Origin of the sequence: Trinickia symbiotica, from assembly GCF_002934455.1 — a bacterium.
In the GTDB taxonomy this organism is placed as follows: domain Bacteria; phylum Pseudomonadota; class Gammaproteobacteria; order Burkholderiales; family Burkholderiaceae; genus Trinickia; species Trinickia symbiotica.
Map to the genome: position 1 here is coordinate 390,682 of NZ_PTIR01000002.1, position 19,210 is coordinate 409,891.

At 61.7% G+C, this 19,210-nt stretch carries 21 protein-coding genes; 4 read left to right on the top strand and 17 right to left on the bottom strand.

Annotation, left to right across the window (positions count from 1 at the left end; translation table 11 throughout):
• Window positions 1–93: 93 nt before the first annotated feature.
• The 10 genes from B0G57_RS05510 to B0G57_RS30815 form a co-directional block, all read right to left on the bottom strand.
• A complete protein-coding gene (locus tag B0G57_RS05510) occupies window positions 94–873 on the bottom strand; it encodes an alpha/beta fold hydrolase (protein ID WP_018439284.1) in 780 nt (259 codons plus the stop codon).
• The gene (locus B0G57_RS05515; RefSeq protein ID WP_018439283.1) at window positions 870–1,910 is read right to left on the bottom strand and encodes a M14 family zinc carboxypeptidase; all 1,041 of its coding nucleotides are present in this window, start codon (window positions 1,908–1,910) and stop codon (window positions 870–872) included. Before B0G57_RS05515 ends, B0G57_RS05510 begins: the two co-directional genes overlap by 4 nt.
• Window positions 1,911–1,976: 66 nt before the next feature.
• Entirely contained in the window at window positions 1,977–2,195 is a 219-nt protein-coding gene (locus B0G57_RS05520) for a hypothetical protein (RefSeq protein ID WP_018439282.1), read from the bottom strand.
• A 55-nt stretch (window positions 2,196–2,250) separates the two neighbouring features.
• Entirely contained in the window at window positions 2,251–2,916 is a 666-nt protein-coding gene (locus B0G57_RS05525; protein ID WP_018439281.1) for a DUF799 domain-containing protein, read from the bottom strand.
• An 11-nt stretch (window positions 2,917–2,927) separates the two neighbouring features.
• The gene (locus B0G57_RS05530; RefSeq protein WP_035468300.1) at window positions 2,928–3,269 is read right to left on the bottom strand and encodes a DUF4810 domain-containing protein; all 342 of its coding nucleotides are present in this window, start codon (window positions 3,267–3,269) and stop codon (window positions 2,928–2,930) included.
• 81 nt (window positions 3,270–3,350) lie between these two features.
• Window positions 3,351–4,025 (bottom strand): CsgG/HfaB family protein, encoded by a 675-nt coding sequence (locus tag B0G57_RS05535; protein WP_018439279.1) that lies wholly within the window; start codon window positions 4,023–4,025, stop codon window positions 3,351–3,353.
• Window positions 4,026–4,412: 387 nt separating this feature from the next.
• On the bottom strand, window positions 4,413–4,847 hold the full coding sequence (locus B0G57_RS31290) for a hypothetical protein (protein WP_189595302.1): 435 nt from the start codon (window positions 4,845–4,847) through the stop codon (window positions 4,413–4,415).
• A gap of 80 nt (window positions 4,848–4,927) precedes the next feature.
• The gene (locus tag B0G57_RS05545; RefSeq protein ID WP_026229401.1) at window positions 4,928–5,218 is read right to left on the bottom strand and encodes an addiction module antidote protein; all 291 of its coding nucleotides are present in this window, start codon (window positions 5,216–5,218) and stop codon (window positions 4,928–4,930) included.
• Between the two features lies 1 nt (window position 5,219).
• The gene (locus B0G57_RS05550; RefSeq protein ID WP_018439276.1) at window positions 5,220–5,531 is read right to left on the bottom strand and encodes a type II toxin-antitoxin system RelE/ParE family toxin; all 312 of its coding nucleotides are present in this window, start codon (window positions 5,529–5,531) and stop codon (window positions 5,220–5,222) included.
• Between the two features lie 1,114 nt (window positions 5,532–6,645).
• Window positions 6,646–7,074: a hypothetical protein gene (locus B0G57_RS30815; RefSeq protein WP_146013318.1), complete on the bottom strand. Its 429-nt coding sequence runs from the start codon at window positions 7,072–7,074 to the stop codon at window positions 6,646–6,648.
• 824 nt (window positions 7,075–7,898) lie between these two features.
• Between B0G57_RS30815 and B0G57_RS05565 the strand changes: the two genes are divergently transcribed.
• From B0G57_RS05565 to B0G57_RS05575, 3 genes are all read left to right on the top strand, one after another.
• Window positions 7,899–8,672, top strand: a complete 774-nt coding sequence (locus B0G57_RS05565) for an ABC transporter substrate-binding protein (protein WP_018439270.1) — start codon at window positions 7,899–7,901, stop codon at window positions 8,670–8,672.
• Window positions 8,673–8,918: 246 nt separating this feature from the next.
• Window positions 8,919–9,173: a DUF2866 domain-containing protein gene (locus tag B0G57_RS05570; protein WP_018439269.1), complete on the top strand. Its 255-nt coding sequence runs from the start codon at window positions 8,919–8,921 to the stop codon at window positions 9,171–9,173.
• Window positions 9,174–9,326: 153 nt separating this feature from the next.
• Window positions 9,327–9,755, top strand: coding sequence for a DUF6232 family protein (locus B0G57_RS05575; protein ID WP_018439268.1), 429 nt, complete (start codon window positions 9,327–9,329; stop codon window positions 9,753–9,755).
• Window positions 9,756–9,788: 33 nt separating this feature from the next.
• Here the strand turns inward: B0G57_RS05575 and B0G57_RS05580 are convergent, their stop codons facing one another.
• Window positions 9,789–12,242: a glycogen/starch/alpha-glucan phosphorylase gene (locus B0G57_RS05580; protein ID WP_018439267.1), complete on the bottom strand. Its 2,454-nt coding sequence runs from the start codon at window positions 12,240–12,242 to the stop codon at window positions 9,789–9,791.
• Window positions 12,243–12,480: 238 nt separating this feature from the next.
• Between B0G57_RS05580 and B0G57_RS05585 the strand changes: the two genes are divergently transcribed.
• Window positions 12,481–12,708: a hypothetical protein gene (locus tag B0G57_RS05585; protein ID WP_026229400.1), complete on the top strand. Its 228-nt coding sequence runs from the start codon at window positions 12,481–12,483 to the stop codon at window positions 12,706–12,708.
• Window positions 12,709–12,738: 30 nt separating this feature from the next.
• Here the strand turns inward: B0G57_RS05585 and B0G57_RS05590 are convergent, their stop codons facing one another.
• The 6 genes from B0G57_RS05590 to B0G57_RS05620 form a co-directional block, all read right to left on the bottom strand.
• Window positions 12,739–13,458 (bottom strand): murein hydrolase activator EnvC family protein, encoded by a 720-nt coding sequence (locus B0G57_RS05590; RefSeq protein WP_020566026.1) that lies wholly within the window; start codon window positions 13,456–13,458, stop codon window positions 12,739–12,741.
• 229 nt (window positions 13,459–13,687) lie between these two features.
• Window positions 13,688–14,029: a DUF4148 domain-containing protein gene (locus tag B0G57_RS05595; protein ID WP_018439263.1), complete on the bottom strand. Its 342-nt coding sequence runs from the start codon at window positions 14,027–14,029 to the stop codon at window positions 13,688–13,690.
• A gap of 196 nt (window positions 14,030–14,225) precedes the next feature.
• Window positions 14,226–15,635 (bottom strand): NADP-dependent phosphogluconate dehydrogenase, encoded by a 1,410-nt coding sequence (gene gndA / locus B0G57_RS05600; protein WP_018439262.1) that lies wholly within the window; start codon window positions 15,633–15,635, stop codon window positions 14,226–14,228.
• A gap of 119 nt (window positions 15,636–15,754) precedes the next feature.
• Entirely contained in the window at window positions 15,755–16,651 is an 897-nt protein-coding gene (locus B0G57_RS05605) for an NAD-dependent protein deacetylase (RefSeq protein WP_018439261.1), read from the bottom strand.
• A gap of 102 nt (window positions 16,652–16,753) precedes the next feature.
• Complete coding sequence (locus tag B0G57_RS05610; RefSeq protein WP_018439260.1) at window positions 16,754–17,470, bottom strand: type IV pili methyl-accepting chemotaxis transducer N-terminal domain-containing protein; 717 nt, start codon at window positions 17,468–17,470, stop codon at window positions 16,754–16,756.
• Between the two features lie 345 nt (window positions 17,471–17,815).
• The gene (locus tag B0G57_RS05620; protein ID WP_018439258.1) at window positions 17,816–19,048 is read right to left on the bottom strand and encodes an NAD(P)/FAD-dependent oxidoreductase; all 1,233 of its coding nucleotides are present in this window, start codon (window positions 19,046–19,048) and stop codon (window positions 17,816–17,818) included.
• Window positions 19,049–19,210 lie beyond the last annotated feature (162 nt).

Below are 19,210 nucleotides of genomic sequence, written 5' to 3' on the forward strand. Positions count from 1 at the left end.
CAGATTTCGGGCCTGCTCTTGCTCGCAACCGCGATTATGCGCCGGTCGCGGTACCGCAGCTACCGGCAAATGCCGGCGTCTCCGCCTGCCTGGTCAGCCGCGGCTGGCCGCATTTTCTCCGGTCAGCGCGGCGGCCCAGCCCGCGATCGAACTCGCAAGCCATACCGGGTCGTCGTGGGGCAGGTCGTGCCCGGCCCACGGGTGCTGCCGGTGCTCCGCATGCCAGACGTCCGCGATCGCCGAAGAGCAGGCCGGATGCACGAGCGCGTCGCGCGCCGACGACAGCACGAGGACAGGACATTGCGGCGGTGCGGCATTCGCCTTGAAGCGCGCCGCCGCCCAAAGCTGGCGCGATGCATTTGCGCGGCTGACAGGCGCGCTTCGATAGATCGCGATCCATTTGGCCAGATCGGTATCGCGCATGTCGCGCCGGTTGCAAGTCAGGTTGTGGATCGCCGTTTCGGCATCCCGCCGGCTGCGCCAGTTCACCGCCGCGCACAGCAGTTCCGGGAGCGCGCGCGGCTGCAGGCGCATGAAAGGCCGATTGAACGGCCGCATGCTCGTATTGATCACGACGAGGCGCTCGATCTCGCTCGGCTCGCGTTGCGCCCATGCCAGCGCGACCATCGCTCCGAGCGAAAGCGCGATCACGCGAAACGGCGGCACATAGCCGCGCGAACGCAGATCGGTGCGAACGAAGTCCACGAACGCCGGCACATTCGCGGGCGAACGAACCTGCCAATGCACGCCGGTCCCGGGCAGATCGGCGCTAGCGATGTCGCCTTCGAGACCGCTTGCGCGCAGTTGCTCGGCCATGTCGGCCCAATGCCGCGCCTCGCGAGTCAAACCGCGCAGCAAGACCCATGTCGTCACTGCCTGTGCCTCCGGTACCAGTGCTCGATCGCTCGCGTCATCAACTGCTGCCGGCCGACACCTTGCGGTAACCAGCGCTCGCCCGCATACGCCGCGCGCGCAAGGAAATCGAACAGCGTCGCATGCCGCCGCAAGACGCGCTCCGTGCGGTGCGCTTTGATCGGATTGAAGATGCCCTCGCGCTTCAGGATTTGCACTGGGTTCTCCTTGATCCAGAGCCATGAGCCGAGCTCGAGTGTAAGCGGCAAGAAAACCGACGGGGCGCGAACACGGTCATAAGCGTAGTCCCAAAGGTCTCCATGAGCGAGGTATTGCAGACTCTGCGGCTCGAAAAGATAGCCGTGATGTGGGTAAGCGCCTTCGAGCATCGCCTTCAGCGCGAACATCTCGGGCAGATGCGCGATGTGCCTCGTCGACTTCGCATAGGGAAACCAGATGCTGTCGCGAAAGCCGTAACCGGAATGGCAGTCGAGCGCGAAGCTGAGCGGCCGCGACATCAACTCCTCTTCGACGACGCGTATCATCAACGCCGCCTCCACTTCCATTGGTGCGCCGCGCCTGCCGCGATACCAGGGAAGCCAGGGGCCGATGCGTTGCCCGCCAGCGAGAAACGGAACGCGGCCTTCCGCGCTTTGCGGCGCGTTTCTCATCAAATCAACCCCGTTCGGATTCGAACGTGTCATAGCCCACATACCGCCCGGATTGACGATCGGCATAAAGACGAGCCGGACCGACTGAAGCTGTTGCAGCAGCAGCTGGTCCCATTCGAGACGACACAACAGCACACGCATATAGTCCAGCAGTAACTGCGTGCCGATTCGCTCGAGGCCATGAATGCCGGCGAAAAAACCGATCGCGGGCGCGCGCGGATCGGACGAGCCGAGCGTGGCCACGTAGACGGCGAACGAGCGCTCGCCGGCTTTCACTTCGCCGACGACATTGATGGTCATGCGCGGGCTTGCCGCTTCGAGAATCGCCTTGAGGTTTTCGTATTCGACGAAGGAGGCTTCGGGCAGAGGCGTGAGGATGGCGGTCATCTTCGAAGACCCGCGAGAAAGAGCGAAATGCGGCTGGCGCCACGGATGATGCAATCAATATAGGTGCTATTGATAGTTGGAAGACGCCGATTTTTCGATTTTTGCGCGGCTTAGGTGCGGCATGAGAGCCAGGCCGGCGTCGCGCCGCTTCGATTTCGTATGAGTTTCCGCAGCGGCGCGCGGGAAATGGGGTTGCCGTGGTCGATAAGGTGGCGGCCGCTTGCCGCCGCGCGCCGGCATGTCCACCGAGGCGTCAATCGTGAACTTGCCGGCCTTCCGGTTCATGACCTTCGATAAGCGAGGCCGAGAGACGTGCAGTATCCTGGCTGCTTCGACTCGCTCAATCGGTCCCGTACTTGGGCGAGCGAGGGCCATACAACAGCCCGTTGGGCGGCCCTGCATGCAGCAGGCGGTAACTCGTGACCCCGGCGATATCGTGGCTCTTGTCTGTCAGCGAGTTCGCGATCTGCTTGATCGCCGCCGTCACCAACATAGCGATCAGGCCACCGCCACTGTTGCTGTTGCCCTCGTTGCTGCTCGCGCTCGCGCGCCCCTCCCAGAGCACATCGCCTGTCTTCAAGTCGATCAGTTTGGCCGAGGCAGTGACGACCGTCGCGCTGTCGATCAAGTGGTACACCGTGCCGTACTGAGTCACCTTCGAATATAGCGCCGCATCGGCGCCAAAAATCTCACGCAGTTTGGCGGGTGACGTGGCCTGAATCTCGGCAGCCATCGTCAGTCCGTTCTGCTTGAATGTCTCATCCATCACCGCGACCGGGACCACGTAGTAACCGGATTCTGCAAGCGGCAGCGTCATCTGTGAGAGCATGCTGTTCGTAGCCGTTACATCGGCCGTTTCGTTTTCGGGCGGCAGGACTAGAATCGAACGCGGGCGGCTGCTTTTGAATGCCGTGTAGTCGACATGCTTCACCGGCTGGGCGCACGCAGCGAGCAAGCCCAGAGTCGACAAAGCAAGCCAAAGCTTGAAAGAAAGGAACTTGAACATGTTGGGCTCGCTCAGGGTTGTTTCGACTTCTTCGTCAGGAAGTCCATATACGTCGACGATTCCGGGAAAAGCTGCTTCTCGGCCGTGAACTCCTGCATGGCTTGCGTGTCGTTACCGACGCTCGCGTACAACATACCCAGTTGGGCATGAAAGCCGGGGGGCGGCATGTTGCCCTTTGCCCGGATTTCCTGAAGAGCCTTTTCGAGCGAGTCGATCTGCTCTTGCGGAGATTTTTCCCCCTTGAGGTAGTCGTAGACGGCCGGCTGATAGCCGGTCCACTGATAAAGCGGCGGGTTGTTCGCCGCGCATCCCGCGAGCAGCATGGCCGCGGCAGGCAGGCAAAGGCCCCGCATGGCACCGATGTGTCTCATCTTGACCCCGTAGTCGTGGTTGATTGCTGTTTGATCGTGAGTGAAACGGTGGGCTAGCTGTTTTTACTTCGCAGCCTTGAGTGCGCCGGCATCAACTTGGTCGACCAGGTGATTGACCGCCTCCTGGATCGCGAGGTCCAACACCTTGCCGTTAAGCGTCGAATCGTAGCTGGCCGTTCCGCCGAAGCCGATGATTTCGCGGTTCGACAGGCTGAACTCGCCCGCACCCTGACTCGAGGCCACGACTTCCGATGTCGTGGTGTCGACCACGTTGATGCTCACTTTCGCGTATGCGACCTGGTTCTTGCCGCGGCCCAGGATGCCGAACAACTCGTGATCGCCCACTTCCTTGCGGCCGAACTCGGTCACATCGCCCGTGATCACGAAGTTGGCGCCCTTGATCGCCTGCCCCTTCTTCATGAAGCCGGCCTCCTGGCGGATTTCATCAAGGTTGTCGCGATCGAGCACGTTGAAGCGCCCACTCTGCTGCAAAGCCGTGATCAGAATCGTCTTGGCCTGACCGCCCAAGCGATCGATGCCATCCGAGAAGATGCCTCGCATGTAACTGGAGCGGTTGTCGAACTTTCCAACCGAAATGCCGATCGGCTTGCCGGCGAACGGCTTTTGCGCACTGGCAACCGGCGGCACCGCCAATGAGCGCGATGACTCCGTTGCACATCCGCCCAACGCGACGACAGCGGCGGCGAGCACGGCCCCATAGGCTTTCGTGAAATTCATTTTTTCCTCTTCTAAATAAAATAACGTCAATCAATGCAAATGGCTGGTGTTTTATTGCTGCTCGCGTCCTTATTGTGGCTAGCAGGCTGGCGCGACCCCGTGCCCAGCCGGCACCGCACTAGGTGCGCTCGAATTCGATGCGATGAGCAACGCTTTGTATGCTTCTCTCGCGTTGCCATCAAGAAGGATGGTTTCGCCGAAATCTCTCGTCATCGGCAGTTCAACAATCGCACTGGCTTGCTGCATGTTCACTTCAACCCCGGAGCTCCAAATTTCTAATCGTTATAGACACGTCGCCTCGAAAATCGACTGGCTTCGCTTGCGCCTCTCTCCGCCGCTGGCGATGCCGGTCGTTTCGACCATATACCCGCCGAATATCGGAATGTTTCAGCAAATCTTTAGAAATTTTTTGTAACAGGCTGCACGCGCCGTTTCGCCACTTGCCCGGGGATTCGCGATGGTCGCCGGCGGAATGGGCAAATAGGCCTGCGGGCCGCGCGAACCTTCTTCGTCAGAGCTTAGCGCCGCATGGCCCGCGAGTTGCTCCTCTGCAAGCACTTGACTAATGACAGCCGCCATCTGCTCTTGATACAGCAGCGCCTCCGCGGGAGCGAAGCCCAGTTCGGCAAACCAGTTCGCGCCGGGCCTCGTCACACGGCGGACGCGCGTATCTAGTTTGTTCACCTTTGCTTTTTCCTTTCTCTTTTGCTTTTTCCTTTCTCGCACGACGGCACAATAGCGGCTCGCAGCAATGTCCTTGTCCGGCTTGGACGTAGCCTGTGTCTGCGCCCCCTCCGTGTTGGCAGCGCGATTAGCGGGCACTGCCTCGCGCAGGTCCTCCTAGCCCGACGCCAGTGCCCTCTAGCCGATCTTCACATACGGCGTTTCACGCTCTCGCCCAGTTACGCGTGGGCAACCCTCGTCGTCAGCTCAAGGCCCAACGCTTTGAGTACCGCCAGCATCGTCTTCAATGTCGGGTTGCCTTGATCGCTGAAGGAACGATACAGCTGCTCGCGCGAGAGTCCCGTTTGCCCCGCAATCTGTGCGATTCCCTTGGCACGGGCTACCACACCCAGTGCATGAGCGATGTAGGCTGCATCGTTCGTCTGGAACGCCTCAGCCATGAACACCGCCATCGCTTCCTCACTGCCTAAGTCCTCAGCAGGGTCATAGGTCGTTAGCTTTTCGGTCATCTCACTCTCCCAACTCATTTGCCAGGCGCTTTGCCGCCTCAATGTCTCTCGCTTGCCCGCTCTTCGTTCCACCGCACAGCAACAAGACGATCGTATCGCCCCGCCTCTGGAAGTAGATGCGATACCCCGGCCCATAGTGGATACGCAACTCGCTGATCCCTTGCCCGACCGGCTCGGCATCACCCACATGCCCAAAGGCCAGGCGATCAAGCCTCGATGCGATCAGCGCTCGGGCTCGCTCGTCCTTCAGTCCCGCTCGCCATTTTTGGAACGTCTCAGTTTGCTTCAGCTCCATCGCCATTGTGAAATACATTGTAATTTATAAACTACTCTCTGGGAAGGTTCGTATCGCTCGCGCGGCGAGCATGCTTCCTTCACGGCACTGAACACGTGCCGAGGCAGACGCTTTTCCACCCGCAGCATGTCGATATCGGCGTCGGGGTTTGACAGAATCCGGTGACTGCGCACCAACCAACCGAAGCACACCTTCACCGGGACCAGCCGCGTATGTTGGCTGCCCCCCTCAGCGCCTCGCCGTTTTTCTTGCGATATCGGAACAAGTAACCCTGATAGCGGCCCAGGCCCGGGCCCGACGAGCACCTGCGACACAGTTCGAGGGCGTCTCAGGCTCGATCCGAAGGAACGCGAAGGCATCGAAACGTCATCGCCAGCGTCTTTCTTAAGCACGACGCCAAGCGTTGCACGCAGGCCGTCTCCGCTAATCGCGCCGACGACAGAAAGCAAGGGACACGGCGGCTAAGAAGGAGAGATTTATCGATACAAAAGTGCGGGCCGCATCCGCTGCCACCAATGAGGCCCGCTCCCCGCGATCCACTCCGAACGGGGGAGGTGACCATCGCTCACGCCGGTCTTAAACCATCAACCCAACTCGCCGAACGCACGAGCAGCTACCTAAGGCTAATCAGCACTGCCTATGATCCGCAATCCGCTCCCCAATAAAAGTTCAAGAGCCTGATCCGGCGTAATCGATTGCCCGGTCTTGTCAGCGTAGAACTTGGCGAACGCGGCCGCGTTGTCCTTCGCCCACTGCCGTTCATCCGGATGGAGTTGCCGATTGTAAAGATCCTTTCTATGCCGACGGAGTCGGCGGCCCTACCTATCGACTACCTGCATGTCTTGATTGTGGTAGCGTTGTACCTCATGGATATGAGCACAGTTGGCTATTCTTGTATTCCCCAACATTTTCCTGAATCTCCGCAAGCACACCCTGTTTACAGAAAGAAGCCGGATTGAGCGAGAACTGCTGCCAGCCCAGATCAACCAGGGTTTTGATGTCCCGATTCCGAAGCTGCTGCGACCATGAGTCCGCACGAATTAGAGCCGACAACAATGCTCCGCCGAACTTCGCGGTTGCAAGGTTTCCCGAATCTCCAATATCGTTTGCGAATACTCAGGAGTCATCTGAGTTACCTCTTAATCATAGCGGAAGTAGCACTGTCGTCCGGCGAGAGCGCGCGGACGCCGGTGGCGCGAACCGGCTCGCTGAGCCCTTCCGGAATCCGCAGCGTCAGTTCCTCGACCTTGAAGCACGGCGACTCTTCGGGCACGCGTCCGTCGTCGACTGGCTCGGCGCGGTGCTGCGGCTCGAGCTCCACCCTGGGCGCGTTCAATGCGCGCTCGCGCTCGATCGCCTGCTGCTGCGCACGCCGCCGCTGCTCTTGTTCGTCGAGCGTGCTCGTTTCTTGCGCGTGCGACGTGCATGACCAGCTCATTGCGGCAAGCGCGCCGCAGAGCGGCAGGACCGCGCGCAAGCGGGCGCTCCAGGGGACACGCTTCGTTGTCGTCGGCCAACCCGAGAGCCTGTCGATTGCAGACTTGCTACCTCGTTTTTTCATTCTCTCTATGGCTTCTTCTTATCAGTCGCTCGCCGGCACGATCGAATGCCAATGCGAGCGACGTGCTTCAAGCAAAAGCAAAGCAAAAGCGGGCAACACGGCTGTCAGACTTCACGATGACCAGATGCCGTCGCTCTCAGATAGATCGACAAAGGAAATCCCGCGACGGGTACCGCAGTCGCTTTAAAGCCAAACGATTGCCCGCTCACGCTTCGATAGAAGCGTGAAACAACGCGTTGGGACCGATCTATGCGGCCCGCTTGGAGCGGGTATCCAACGAAGGCAAATGCGAAGCTTCGGTATCGCCGTCGTCAAACGAAACGGCGTTCGAGAAAACCTTGTCGAGAAAGCAGTGCGAAAGCAGCTAGCTCAATCGGCGCGCGCCTGAAGCGCCCGAAACTCGATAGAAGGGCAACGTCGTGATTGCTTCTGTGACGTTGTTGCACATATAGTCAGCATGGTCGACGCCTCTCGTCGTCGACTGCCCAATGACCCCGAATGCTTGTGACATGTTCAGCCCCGGAACTCGAAATTTTTAATCTTGATGAATGGCATCGCCGCAAAAAACGGCGGCGTTTCCCGTCTCTATGTACGGATAGCGGTGCCGATAGTTTCCGACCACACACCTGCCGAATATCGGCATGTCGAAGCCGATCTTTAGAAATTTTTTGTAACAGGAGCCGCCGCGTTCCGCTGTCGGGCACAGTCATCATTTTGACTTGGTATGATGTGCGCCGCGCCGCCGGCCAACGCCGTCGGCCTCAATAACGCGCCCCCCGCGGCACAACCGTGAGGGGTTCGACGAACCGCTTCGAGGAGTCAACGTGAAGAAACTATTTGCCGCAGTAGCCATTGCTGCATTCGCTTGTGCCGGCACTGCGCAAGCAAAAGAATGGAAGGAGATTCGCATCGGCGTCGACGCGAGCTACGCTCCGTTCGAATCGAAAGCGCCGGACGGCAAGCTCGTCGGCTTCGACATCGACCTCGGCAACGAAATTTGCAAGCGTGTGCACGCGAAATGCGTCTGGGTCGAGAATGACTTCGACGGCTTGATTCCGGGCTTGAAGGCGCGCAAGTTCGACGGCGTTCTGTCGTCGATGACGATTACGCCGGAGCGTGAGCAGCAGATCGCATTCTCGAAGCCTCTGTTCGACACGCCGACGGCGCTCGTCGCAAAGAAGGGCTCGGGCCTGCTGCCCACGGCCGCTTCGCTGAAGGGCAAGTCGGTCGGCGTCGAGCAAGGCACGACGCAGGAAGCCTACGCGAAGAAGAATTGGGAGCCGGCCGGCGTGAAGGTCGTCCCCTATCAAAACCAGGACCAGGTCTATCAAGACCTGCTGTCGGGCCGGCTCGACGCCGCCTTGCAAGACAAGGTGCAAGCAGACCTCGGCTTTCTGAAGCAATCGCGCGGCGCTGGATTCGCGGAAGCGGGAGAGCCGATCCCGAGCGGCGCAGCCGCCATGGGTATGCGTAAGGAAGACGCGGACCTCAAGGCCGCGGTCGACAAAGCCATCGACGGCATGATGAAGGACGGTACCTACAAGAAGCTCGAGAGCAAGTATTTCGACTTCGACGTGGCACCGAAGTCCGCTAGCTGATCAACGTGAACGCGCCGCCGCAAGGCGGCGTTTCTCTCGATGAAGGGCTCCGCCATACGCGGAGCCTTTTTGTTTATCTGTAAGAGTCGCGATGGTCCTCTTAAGTTTGGCTTAATTGTTGGCTGTCACGATGGCAGCCATACCACCCCTGTTGAGCCGCCGGAGCATCGGCGGCATCTTTTTGCCTATGGGTTCTCTCTTTCTCCGGCGTCCTCATCGCGTAGCGACGCGGGAAACGGAAAGGCGATGATCGAAGATACCGTCTTCAAGGATCTGCAGAGCATACTAAAGCGCGACCACGCGCTCCCCGTCCAGAGTTGCCGGGTATCGGCGCCGGTGCAACGCCCCTGGGGCCGGACTTATCGGCTCGTCGAATGGACGATGGCCAATGACGCTCCCTCACACCGTTGCGTGGTGCCGGCTGAACTCAGCGATACGGAAATCGCACGCTACGTCGCTTCTCACGTACCCGGCCGCATCTTTGTCGACGAAGTGCGCTGAAACTCACTCAGTCACGAAGGGCGCCGCCCTCACACGGTCGCTCGACCGAACCCCTCGAGCCGCGCGGCGTTTCGCCCCGCCCGATTTGCGCTGCGAGCGTTCTCTGCTACGCTTGCGAACCTTCATCGTGCAACGCGCACCGATTCCTTTTCGATGGAAAACACGTTCAACGAACGCGGTGTCATGATCACGCGCAATACGCTCAGCGCGGGCGGCCAGGTATTCTCGCTGCGCGAGATCGAAGATGTTCGCGTCGTCGAGACGCGCAAGAACAAGGTATTTCCGCTTGCGATCTCGATCATCGGCGTCGCTCTCGCGGCCGCGGGCGCCCCGATCTATCGATCGGGTGCCGCGCTCGCGCTCGGCGTAATGCTCGTCGTCGTCGGCGCGCTGGCCTGGCTTTGGCAGGACGTGATACACCGGCTCGTCGTCAAGACGGCCAACGGCGAGCGAGAGGCTGTCTCGAGCCCGGACCTCGAATTCCTCGCGCGCGTCGAGCAAGCGGTGCGCGGTGCCTTGGCGAATGCGAGCGCTGCCTCTGCGCAGCGCTCGCCGTCATCGCGCAAGAATGAATCACCCTGACGCCCGAACCCCGCGCATCGAGACCCCGCCGCATTACTCCGTTTCGAGCGCCTTCACGCGCCAGATCTCGCGCGCGTATTCGGCAATGGTCCGATCCGACGAGAATTGCCCCATTCCCGCCACGTTCTCGATCGCACTCGCCGTCCAGGCACGCGGGTCGCGAAAGCGTGCGTCCACCGCATCCTGCGCGGCCGCGAAGGCCGCGAAGTCGGCCAGCACCATGTAGTGATCGCCCCAATCGACGAGCGTGTGAAAGATGTCGGAAAAGCGATGCGAGTCGCCATCGGAGAAGAAGCCTGTGCGGATCTGGTCGAGGGCCTGGCGCAGTTCGGCATTCTCCTCGTATATCTGGCGGGGCCGGTAGCCTGACGAGCGCATCTCCGTCACTTCATTTGCCGCGAGCCCGAAGATGAACATGTTCTCTCGGCCCACGGCCTCGCAAATCTCGATGTTGGCACCATCCATGGTCCCGACGGTCAGCGCGCCATTCAGCGCGAGCTTCATATTGCCGGTACCCGACGCTTCTGTTCCCGCCATCGAAATCTGCTCGGAAAGATCCGCCGCTGGAATCAGCAACTCGGCGACGCTTACGCCGTAGTTCGGCACGAAGACAACCTTGAGTCGATCGCCGACGAGCGGATCGTTGTTGACGATCGCGGACACATCGCCGATCAGCTTGATGATCGTCTTCGCCATCTTGTACGCCGACGCCGCTTTCCCCGCGAAGATGACCGCGCGCGGTACCCAGTCGTGGTTGGGATTCGCGCGAATGCGGTTGTAGCGGACGATCACGTGCAACACGTTCAACAACTGCCGCTTGTACTCGTGAATGCGCTTCACCTGCATATCGAAGAGCGCATCAGGATGGATCGAAGCGCCCATGTCGTGCAACAGCCGGTTCGCGAGCCGAATCTTGCTGCGGCGTTTCGCGGAGCGAAATTCGGCCGCGAACGTGGGATCGTCCTTCAATGCGCGCAGCTTGCCGAGTTCGAAAAGGTCGGTACGCCAACCCATGCCGATATGCGAGTCGATCAGCGACGACAAAGGCCGGCTCGCCTGCGCCAGCCATCGGCGCGGCGTGATGCCGTTCGTCACGTTGGTGAACCTATCGGGAAACATGCGCGCGAAGTCGCTGAAGAATTCGCGCTCCATCAATTGCGAGTGGAGCTTCGATACGCCGTTGACCTTCTGGCTTGTCACGATCGCGAGATGCGCCATTCTCACGCGGCGTTGGCCGAACTCGTCCACGAGCGAGATTCGCCGGATAACGTCGACGTCGTGTCCGAAGCGCTCGCTTGCCTCCTTCAGAAAACCCGCATTGATTTCAAAAATGATCTCGAGGTGCCGCGGGAGCAGCCGCGCGAGCATATCGACGTCCCATGTCTCGAGCGCCTCGGGCATCAGCGTATGGTTCGTATACGAGAACACTTGCTGAACCATCTTCCACGCGCGGTCCCACGGAACATGGTGAACGTCGACGAGCAGCCGAATCAGCTCGGGAATCGCGAGCACCGGGTGTGTATCGTTGAGATGGACCGCGACTTTCTCGGCAAAGCGACCGAACGTGCTGTGCGTGCGCTGATAGCGGCGAATGAGATCCTGCATCGTCGCGGAGACGAAGAAGTACTCCTGGCGCAAGCGCAGCTCGCGGCCCGCCTGCGTCGAATCGTCGGGGTAGAGCAGCCGCGAAACGTTTTCCGAATGTTCCTTTGCCTCCACGGCGCGACGATAGTCGCCTTGGTTGAACGCGGACAGATCGAGTTCCTCTGTCGCGCGCGCCGACCATAGCCGCAGCGTATTCGTCGCGCTCGTGCCATATCCCGGTATCACCGTGTCGTACGCCATCGCGTTGACGTGCTCGGTCTCGACCCATTCGACCCCACTGTCGCGCTGAATCGTATGACCGCCGAAATGGACGATGTACTGAACCTCCGGACGCGGGAACTCCCACGAATTGCCGCCACGCAGCCAATAGTCGGGCGTTTCGATCTGCGCCCCATCGACGATCTGTTGGCGGAACATGCCGTAGTCGTAACGGATGCCATAGCCGAAGCCCGGGATCGCGAGCGTCGCCATCGAGTCGAGGAAACAGGCGGCGAGCCGCCCCAAGCCGCCATTGCCGAGCGCGGCGTCAGGCTCGAGCTCGGCGATGGACGTCAAATCGACGCCGAGGCTCGAAAGGGCTTCGTTCATCTGGTCATAGATGCCGAGCGCGAGCAGCGCGTTCGTGAACGTCCGGCCGATGAGAAACTCCATCGAAAGGTAGTAGACGCGTTTCACGTCCTGCTCGTACTGCTGGCGCGTCGTCTTCATCCAGCGTGCGACGAGCCTGTCGCGCACGGCCAGCGCCGCCGCATGGAGCCAGTCCTGCGGCCGCGCGGCGACGGCATCCTTGCCGACGCCGTATATCAGACGGTTCGAGATGGAGCGCCGCAACGCATCGGCGGTGCTGTTCAGCTGATCGAACTCGAGATCGACGGCTGTCATGAATCCTCCTGGTTAGCGCAGCGGCACACGCTTTGCTATCGCCCGGGCGGATCGCGAGAAACGCGGGTGCCGCGAAGCGCACAGGTTACGCCTTTTTGCCGCGCCGCGGGACCACCCCGTCCGACTTAACGCATCCGTGCCGCGATGGCTGCGTGGGCCTCGGGATTGGCGGATCAATGCGCGCCGCCTACTATGGAAACCGTCGGCAGTCCTAACGGAGTTCGACATGGCCTCGCACGTGACGATGCACTCGGTCCTCGGGATGATCCACGCCCAGGAACTGTTGACCGTTTCGCTGATCCGAGCCCTTCCGCCTGATATGAGGCGGCAAATCGTGGATGAGTTCCAAGCACAGGCGGAACTCGCCGAGTTACCGCATTTGAGCGCGGACAGCGAGCGCGAGACGATCGAAGCGTACAAGATGCACATCAGGAAGCTGTCGATTCGGCTCGCCTCGCTGCGCTAGCCGCGAGCCCGTTCGCAGCGGTCAGCAGCGCTACCGCGGCAAATAGGCGAGCGGGTCGATCGGCGCGCCCTCGCGGCGAACCTCGAACTCGAGTGTGCTTCGCCCGCTCTTGTCGATGCCCATCGTCGCGAGCGGCTGGCCTTTCCTGACCACATCGCCTTCCTTGACGGAGACGGGGCCGCTCACGGAGTAGCCGGTCACGAGCGCGTCGCTGTGCTTCACGACGATGAGCGACGCGTACTGGTCGCCCTCGGTCGGGCTGCCGATATAGATGACTTGGCCATCGGCCGCCGCCTTGACGGGTTCGTCGGCCTGCCCGGCGATCGTGATTCCCTTGGCCTTCGTGGTCGACTGCGACCTCAGTACTTGGCCATAAGCAGGCCAAGCCAGGCGAATCGTAGGGGCGCCGGCCACGTTCGCGTTCGCCGCCGCGGGCGGAACGACGCGCAACACCTGCCCGGGTGCGAGTGCGGCGTTGAGGGGCAGCCGGTTCCATTCCGCGATGTCCTGCGGGCGTTGGCCGAACCCGGCCGCGACGCTGGCGAGCGTGTCGCCGAGGTTCACTCGGTAGTAGCCGGGCTGGACGCCGGCCTGTTGCGCGTAGGGGCGCGCTTCCGTCGTTGCCGTCGGCCCGTTCAACCACCGGTCCGTCGTCTCGCAGCCGCTCACGAGTAGAGCGCACAGAGCGAACAACGCCGCGTGCGAGAGCACGCGCTGTCGATAAGCAGGAGTCGAAATTGTTTTCGTCAAGATGGCCCTCGATCGAATGCAATGAAACGAGTGTCTTACATGATGGCGATATCGATTCACGGTTTCGCGGCACGAGGATCGCACATCTTGCCATCCGAGGGCAAAAACGAAACTGGCCCGCGCCCCGTTTGCACGGTGGCAGCGAGCCAGCCTTTCGGAATGCTTACCATCGCGCGCCGCTTCTTTCGATATATTGACTCCGCCGAAAGAACGGTGCGCGTTCGTCCGATCAGCGACCGAAGAAGAGCGGGTGCACGCCGTCGACGTTCGTCGGCCGGCTATCCACAGGCGCACCCGATTGGACCGAACCGTTTGCGGCGCCGCCGACGCCGGTCGTCTCGGCAACGGGCGCGCCTTGTTGTTGCCCAACGCGCGCTTCAGCCGCTTGAATATCGGCCGGGTAATACGGGTCGGTGCCTACCGCCGGGTTGTAGCCCGCCTGCTCCACGCGGACCAGGTCAGCCTTCACCTGAGCGCGGGTCAAGGGTTGGTTCGATTGGACTTGAGCAAACGACGCGAGCGGCAACGAGAGAGCGGAAGCTGCGGCAACTGCAAAAATGAGCGATTTCATGACATGACCTCCGGTGTTTGTGTTCGCCTCAAACACCTCTTGTTTGAAGCGTTAATCACAGTCTAACGACCGGAGCACCTAGGGAAAACCATTAAATTGATGAAAGAGTGTTTCCCAATCAGCAATAATCCGGTTGTCTCGTGCTACCGTTGGCTATGAAACCGACCACAATTGACTTTCGCCGACGTTCCCCGCCTCACGCCCAGGCCGCGTGGAAGCTTCCCTCGCGATCGATCCGCTCGAACGTGTGCGCACCGAAGAAGTCGCGCTGCGCCTGGATCAGGTTTGCCGGCAGACGCTCCGAACGGTATCCGTCGAAATAGGCGATCGCCGAGGCGAACGCCGGCACGGGCACGCCGGCCGCGACCGCCGCCGTGACCACTTCGCGCAGCGCCGATTGATAGTTCTCCGAAATATCGCGGAAGTACGGGTCGAGCAGCAAATTCGCGAGGCCCGGCTCTTTGCCGTAGGCGTCGGTGATCTTTTGCAGGAACCGCGCGCGGATGATGCAGCCGGCCCGGAAGATCTTCGCGATCGTTCCGAACTGCAGGTTCCAGTCGTACTCCTCCGAGGCGGCGCGCAGTTGCGCGAAGCCTTGGGCATAGGAGATCACCTTGCTCAGATAGAGCGCGCGCCGCACCGCTTCGATGAACGGGGCGCGATCCCCCGTGAATGCCTTCGGCTGCGGCCCCACGAGCACTTTGCTCGCCGCCACGCGCTGCGTCTTCAGCGACGACAGCACTCGGGCGAATACGGATTCGGTGATGAGCGGCAGCGGAACGCCGAGGTCGAGCGCGTTCTGGCTCGTCCATTTGCCCGTGCCTTTTTGCGCCGCGCGATCGAGGATCATATCGACGAGATCTCGTCCGCTTTCCTCGTCGCGTTTGCGGAAGATCTTCGCCGTGATATCGATCAGATAGCTGTCGAGCTCGCCTTCGTTCCATTCCGCATAGACCTGCCCGAGCTCCGCGTTGGACAAGCCCGCCACCTGCTTCAGCACGGCATAACTTTCGGCGATCAACTGCATGTCGCCATACTCGATGCCGTTGTGAACCATCTTGACGAAATGACCCGCGCCGCCTGGGCCCATGTAGGCAACGCAGGGCTCGCCGTCCGGCGCCTTCGCCGCGATCTCCGTGAGAATCGGCGCCACGAGATCGTAGGCGTCGCGCGGGCCGCCAGGCATGATCGAAGGCCCTTTCAGCGCGCCCTCCTCGCCGCCCGAAACGCCGGTGCCGATGAAATGCAGGCCTGATTTCGCGAGTTCCTCGTTGCGCCTGACGGTATCGGTAAAGTGGGTATTGCCGCCGTCGATGAGCACGTCGCCAGGTTCGAGCAGCGGCTTCACTTCCGCGATCGTCGCATCGGTGGGCTCGCCCGCCTTCACCATCAGCAGAATCCGGCGGGGCTTCTCGAGCGAGTCGACGAACTCCTGCAACGAATAGGCGGGCACGAGATTGCGGCCCCGAAATTCGGCCAGCATCTCGTCCGTTCGCGTGCGGCTACGGTTATAGACGGCCACGGCATGGCCGCGGCTTTCGATATTCAGTGCGAGATTGCGGCCCATGACTGCCAGACCGATGACGCCGATAGCTGCTTTGCCCATTGCTGAATTCTCCTAGAAGTGCTGCCGCGACGCGGAGTATGAATCAGATGATTTTCGACGCGGCGCGAGAATGAAAGCCGCCGATGCGGCCGCGCGGGACGACGCAAGCGCCGTCACCACTATGAAAAATGTCCGGCCAGTGCGGCCAATGCATCGCCGCACGGCAGTTCCACTTTGAGTGACAGCAACGAGTCGGCCCGGGTTCGCCCGATGTTCAGCGCGGCGATCGGCATGCCCGCACGCGACGCCCATAGACAGAAGCGGTAGCCCGAGTAGACCATCAGTGACGAACCGACGACGAGCATCGCATCGGCCGCTTCGAGCGCATGCGTTGCGGCGTCCACACGCTCGCGCGGCACGCTCTCACCGAAAAAGACGACGGAAGGCTTCAGAAAACCGCCGCAGCGCGGGCAGGCCGGTACACGAAACGCATCGAGTCCGTCCCATTCGAGGTGCGCATCGCCATCGGCGGAAGGCGCCGCCACGGCGTCGGCGAGCCCTGGGTTCTCGCGCGCGAGTATGTCCTGAATATCGTCGCGCGGATGCTCGACGCCGCAATTGAGACACGCGACTTGGCGAATGCTGCCGTGGAGCTCGATGACGTCCGTGCTGCCGGCGCATTGATGCAGACCGTCGACGTTTTGCGTGACGAGTCGCGCGACGCGGTCCGCCGCGCCGAGCCGAGCGAGCGCCCGATGCGCCGCGTTCGGCTGCGCCCCGGCGAGAAGCGGCCAGCCCACCATGCTGCGAGCCCAGTAGCGGCGCCGTGCGTGCTCGGAATCGAGAAAAGCTTGCAGCTGAATTGGTTGCGCGCGCATCCATTCGCCGTTCGCATCGCGATAGCCAGGAATGCCTGACGCGGTACTCGCGCCAGCGCCCGTCAGCACGAAGAGACGTCGGTGCCGCTCCATGAATTCGCGGAGCGCGTCGAGACCGCCCTCGTTCGGGGCAGCCGGCTGGATGGCGAGGGACGGAGACGATGCAAACGACAATGATGAGGCGACGGATTCGCTCATGACACGGGAGGCTACGACGGCGCAATGCGCGACGAGGCGCATTCTACGCCGTTCGTCCCGCGCTTGCCGAGCGCTTGGCCGAGCGTGCCGCGTCTTCGGCGTTCAGCGTGATCGCGGCGCGGCGCGCCGCGCCTCTCTTGCGCCGAGCACGCTCTGGATCATGCCGTCCATCTCCTTGACGATTTCGGCGAGCAACGATGTCACGACCGCGAACTCACGGCCATAAGGGCCGGCGCGGCCCGCGGAAATGCGAGCGTTGATCGCGACGATGTTGGCCTGCATCGAGATGTGACTGAGCCTTTCCGCCAGTTCGGCATTACGTTTCGAGGCGGCCTGCTCGACGCCTCGCATCTCGTTCTGGTAGGCAAGCGTGATCTGCTGGAGCAGCTCGAGCAGCGGAGTCGCCTGTGCGATCAGTGTATCGACGGCACGATGGCGGTTGCCGGAGGGCGATTGAGGCGATTGACTGCCTGCCGCTGCGTCGCCCGCTGCAATCGATTGGATCGCCGCGCCCGCATCGCCGATGAAACGGCGGATACGCTCGTCCGCCTTGTGCGTGCCGAAATAAAGCGAGCGCAACGCCTCGGAGAAGGCACCCGGCAACCGCGCATTGCCGTCGACCAGGTCCGTGTGCGCGCCGGCGAACGTCGCGACGCTCTCACGTGCAATTGCGAGCGCCGACGCATCGCCTTGGCCGGCAAGCAGGACATGCAGAACGATGCGCTGCGACAACATGCGCTGGCGCCCCGCGACATTGATCAGCTCGCCGATGATTTGGCCCGAGACGGCATTGTTCTTCTTGTCTAGCTGTTCTTTCATATCCGTAACGCTCGACCGGTCGCCCGATCGGCGCGAGATCGATGAAGGACCCCGTTGTCCTTTCGGCCGCGGTCGTCGCCGCGGCAAGCATCGTTTTCGTACCTCCGGCGAAGCCCCCGTTGACCTGGCCGTGGCAAGGGCGACGCAATACCCATGCCACGCATCGGCCGGCATCCACGGCGAGGGTGCCCTTCATGATTCGTGCGATCTTTTCGGACGGGGTCGACCAAACGCCCGTCGCATGAGCGTCGAGAGTCAGTTTGGTGCAAAGAGGCAGGTCGAGCGCACCGTCGAGGGGCCGGCCGGCGGCCAGCACGGTGCCCCATTCCGGCGACGGGCGGAGCTTCAGAAGCGATCGACGCGAAACGGAGCGGGATCGACGAAAGGCGCAACGCCCGCCATCATCTCGCCGACGAGCCGGCCCGTCACCGGCCCCAGCGTGAAGCCGTGATGCGCATGGCCGAAAGCGAACCAGAGATCGCTGTGATGTGTGGCGGGCCCGATGATCGGCAACATGTCTCCCGTGCAAGGGCGCTGCCCCATCCATGGCTCGGCATCGACTCTGGGCCCGAGCGGAAAGAGCTCGCGTGCGATCGGCTCGACAGCATCGAGCTGATCCGGGGTTTTCGGCTGATCGAGCAAGGCGAGTTCGGCGCCCGTCGTGAGCCGAATGCCGCGATCCATCGGCGTAATCAGATAGCCCTTTTCCGCGTCGAGCACGGGATAGGTCAGGGGCGCGTCGGGCTGCGGCCGATAATGCATGTGATATCCACGCTTGATCCCGAGCGATAGGCGATAGCCGAGCCTCGATGCGATGCGCTCGGACCACGGACCGAGCGCGACGACGGCCGAGCGCGCTTCGACTCGACCTTCGTCCGTCTCGACTTGCCATTGTCCGGAAAGCGTATCGGCGTCGCCGATCAGGAAACGCCCGCCTAGCCGCTCAAAGTAGCGCGCGTAAGCCGTCACGAGCGCGTTCGGATTGCCGACCGAATACGTCTGCGTGAACCAGACGCCGCCTACGAGCGAGGCGGCGAGATTGGGCTGCATCTCGTGGAGCCGAGCCGCGTCGAGCGCCTCGAATTCGACGCCGTACTCTTTTCGCCAACGCTCGGCAGTCCTGAATTCCTCGTCGCGCTTTGCCGCCGTGCGGAATGCCTTGATCCAGCCTGTCGGCCGCATGAGCCCGCTCGCGCCCGCCGCGTCGGCCAGCACGCGGTGTTCGCTGACGCAATGGCCGATCAGCGTCGCATAGGAGCGGGCGATCGCCGCGTGGCGCTCGGGATGAGAGTTGCGCCAGTAGCGCAGTAGGAACGACGCGAGCTTCGGCATCGCCGCCGGATGGTAGCGTACGTCGAGCGCCTCGTTGCGCGCGTATTCGAGGAGTTTGCCCAGCTCGCGCGGAAAGGCGTAGGGGTAGACGCCCTCGCGCTGGATCAGCCCCGCATTGCCGAACGAGGTCTCGTTGCCGGGTTGCTTGCGATCGATCAGCGCCACGGCGCAACCGCGCTTTTGCAGATGCGTGGCGATGCAGACGCCGACCATGCCGGCGCCGAGCACAATTGTGTCGAATTTCATGGAGTGGCTATCGAAGGTAGATGCCAACGACGCCGCTGGCGAGATCGGCGGCCATTGTGCAATGCGCAAACGTGCGCGGAGCGGTCGGCTTGTTTTTTCATTCGAGCGTGCTTGGAGCTCAATAGCGAGTCATAGCGAGTGGTCGCGGCAATGATACAGGCT

Coding starts and splice junctions, on each gene's coding strand:
- B0G57_RS05515 (WP_018439283.1), bottom strand. CDS start 1,910: ATGACCGCCATCCTCACGCCTCTGCCCGAAGCCTCCTTCGTCGAATAC.
- B0G57_RS05520 (WP_018439282.1), bottom strand. CDS start 2,195: ATGAACCGGAAGGCCGGCAAGTTCACGATTGACGCCTCGGTGGACATG.
- B0G57_RS05525 (WP_018439281.1), bottom strand. CDS start 2,916: ATGTTCAAGTTCCTTTCTTTCAAGCTTTGGCTTGCTTTGTCGACTCTG.
- B0G57_RS05530 (WP_035468300.1), bottom strand. CDS start 3,269: ATGCGGGGCCTTTGCCTGCCTGCCGCGGCCATGCTGCTCGCGGGATGC.
- B0G57_RS05535 (WP_018439279.1), bottom strand. CDS start 4,025: ATGAATTTCACGAAAGCCTATGGGGCCGTGCTCGCCGCCGCTGTCGTC.
- B0G57_RS05545 (WP_026229401.1), bottom strand. CDS start 5,218: ATGACCGAAAAGCTAACGACCTATGACCCTGCTGAGGACTTAGGCAGT.
- B0G57_RS05550 (WP_018439276.1), bottom strand. CDS start 5,531: ATGTATTTCACAATGGCGATGGAGCTGAAGCAAACTGAGACGTTCCAA.
- B0G57_RS30815 (WP_146013318.1), bottom strand. CDS start 7,074: ATGAAAAAACGAGGTAGCAAGTCTGCAATCGACAGGCTCTCGGGTTGG.
- B0G57_RS05570 (WP_018439269.1), top strand. CDS start 8,919: ATGATCGAAGATACCGTCTTCAAGGATCTGCAGAGCATACTAAAGCGC.
- B0G57_RS05575 (WP_018439268.1), top strand. CDS start 9,327: ATGGAAAACACGTTCAACGAACGCGGTGTCATGATCACGCGCAATACG.
- B0G57_RS05580 (WP_018439267.1), bottom strand. CDS start 12,242: ATGACAGCCGTCGATCTCGAGTTCGATCAGCTGAACAGCACCGCCGAT.
- B0G57_RS05595 (WP_018439263.1), bottom strand. CDS start 14,029: ATGAAATCGCTCATTTTTGCAGTTGCCGCAGCTTCCGCTCTCTCGTTG.
- gndA (WP_018439262.1), bottom strand. CDS start 15,635: ATGGGCAAAGCAGCTATCGGCGTCATCGGTCTGGCAGTCATGGGCCGC.
- B0G57_RS05605 (WP_018439261.1), bottom strand. CDS start 16,651: ATGAGCGAATCCGTCGCCTCATCATTGTCGTTTGCATCGTCTCCGTCC.
- B0G57_RS05610 (WP_018439260.1), bottom strand. CDS start 17,470: ATGAAAGAACAGCTAGACAAGAAGAACAATGCCGTCTCGGGCCAAATC.
- B0G57_RS05620 (WP_018439258.1), bottom strand. CDS start 19,048: ATGAAATTCGACACAATTGTGCTCGGCGCCGGCATGGTCGGCGTCTGC.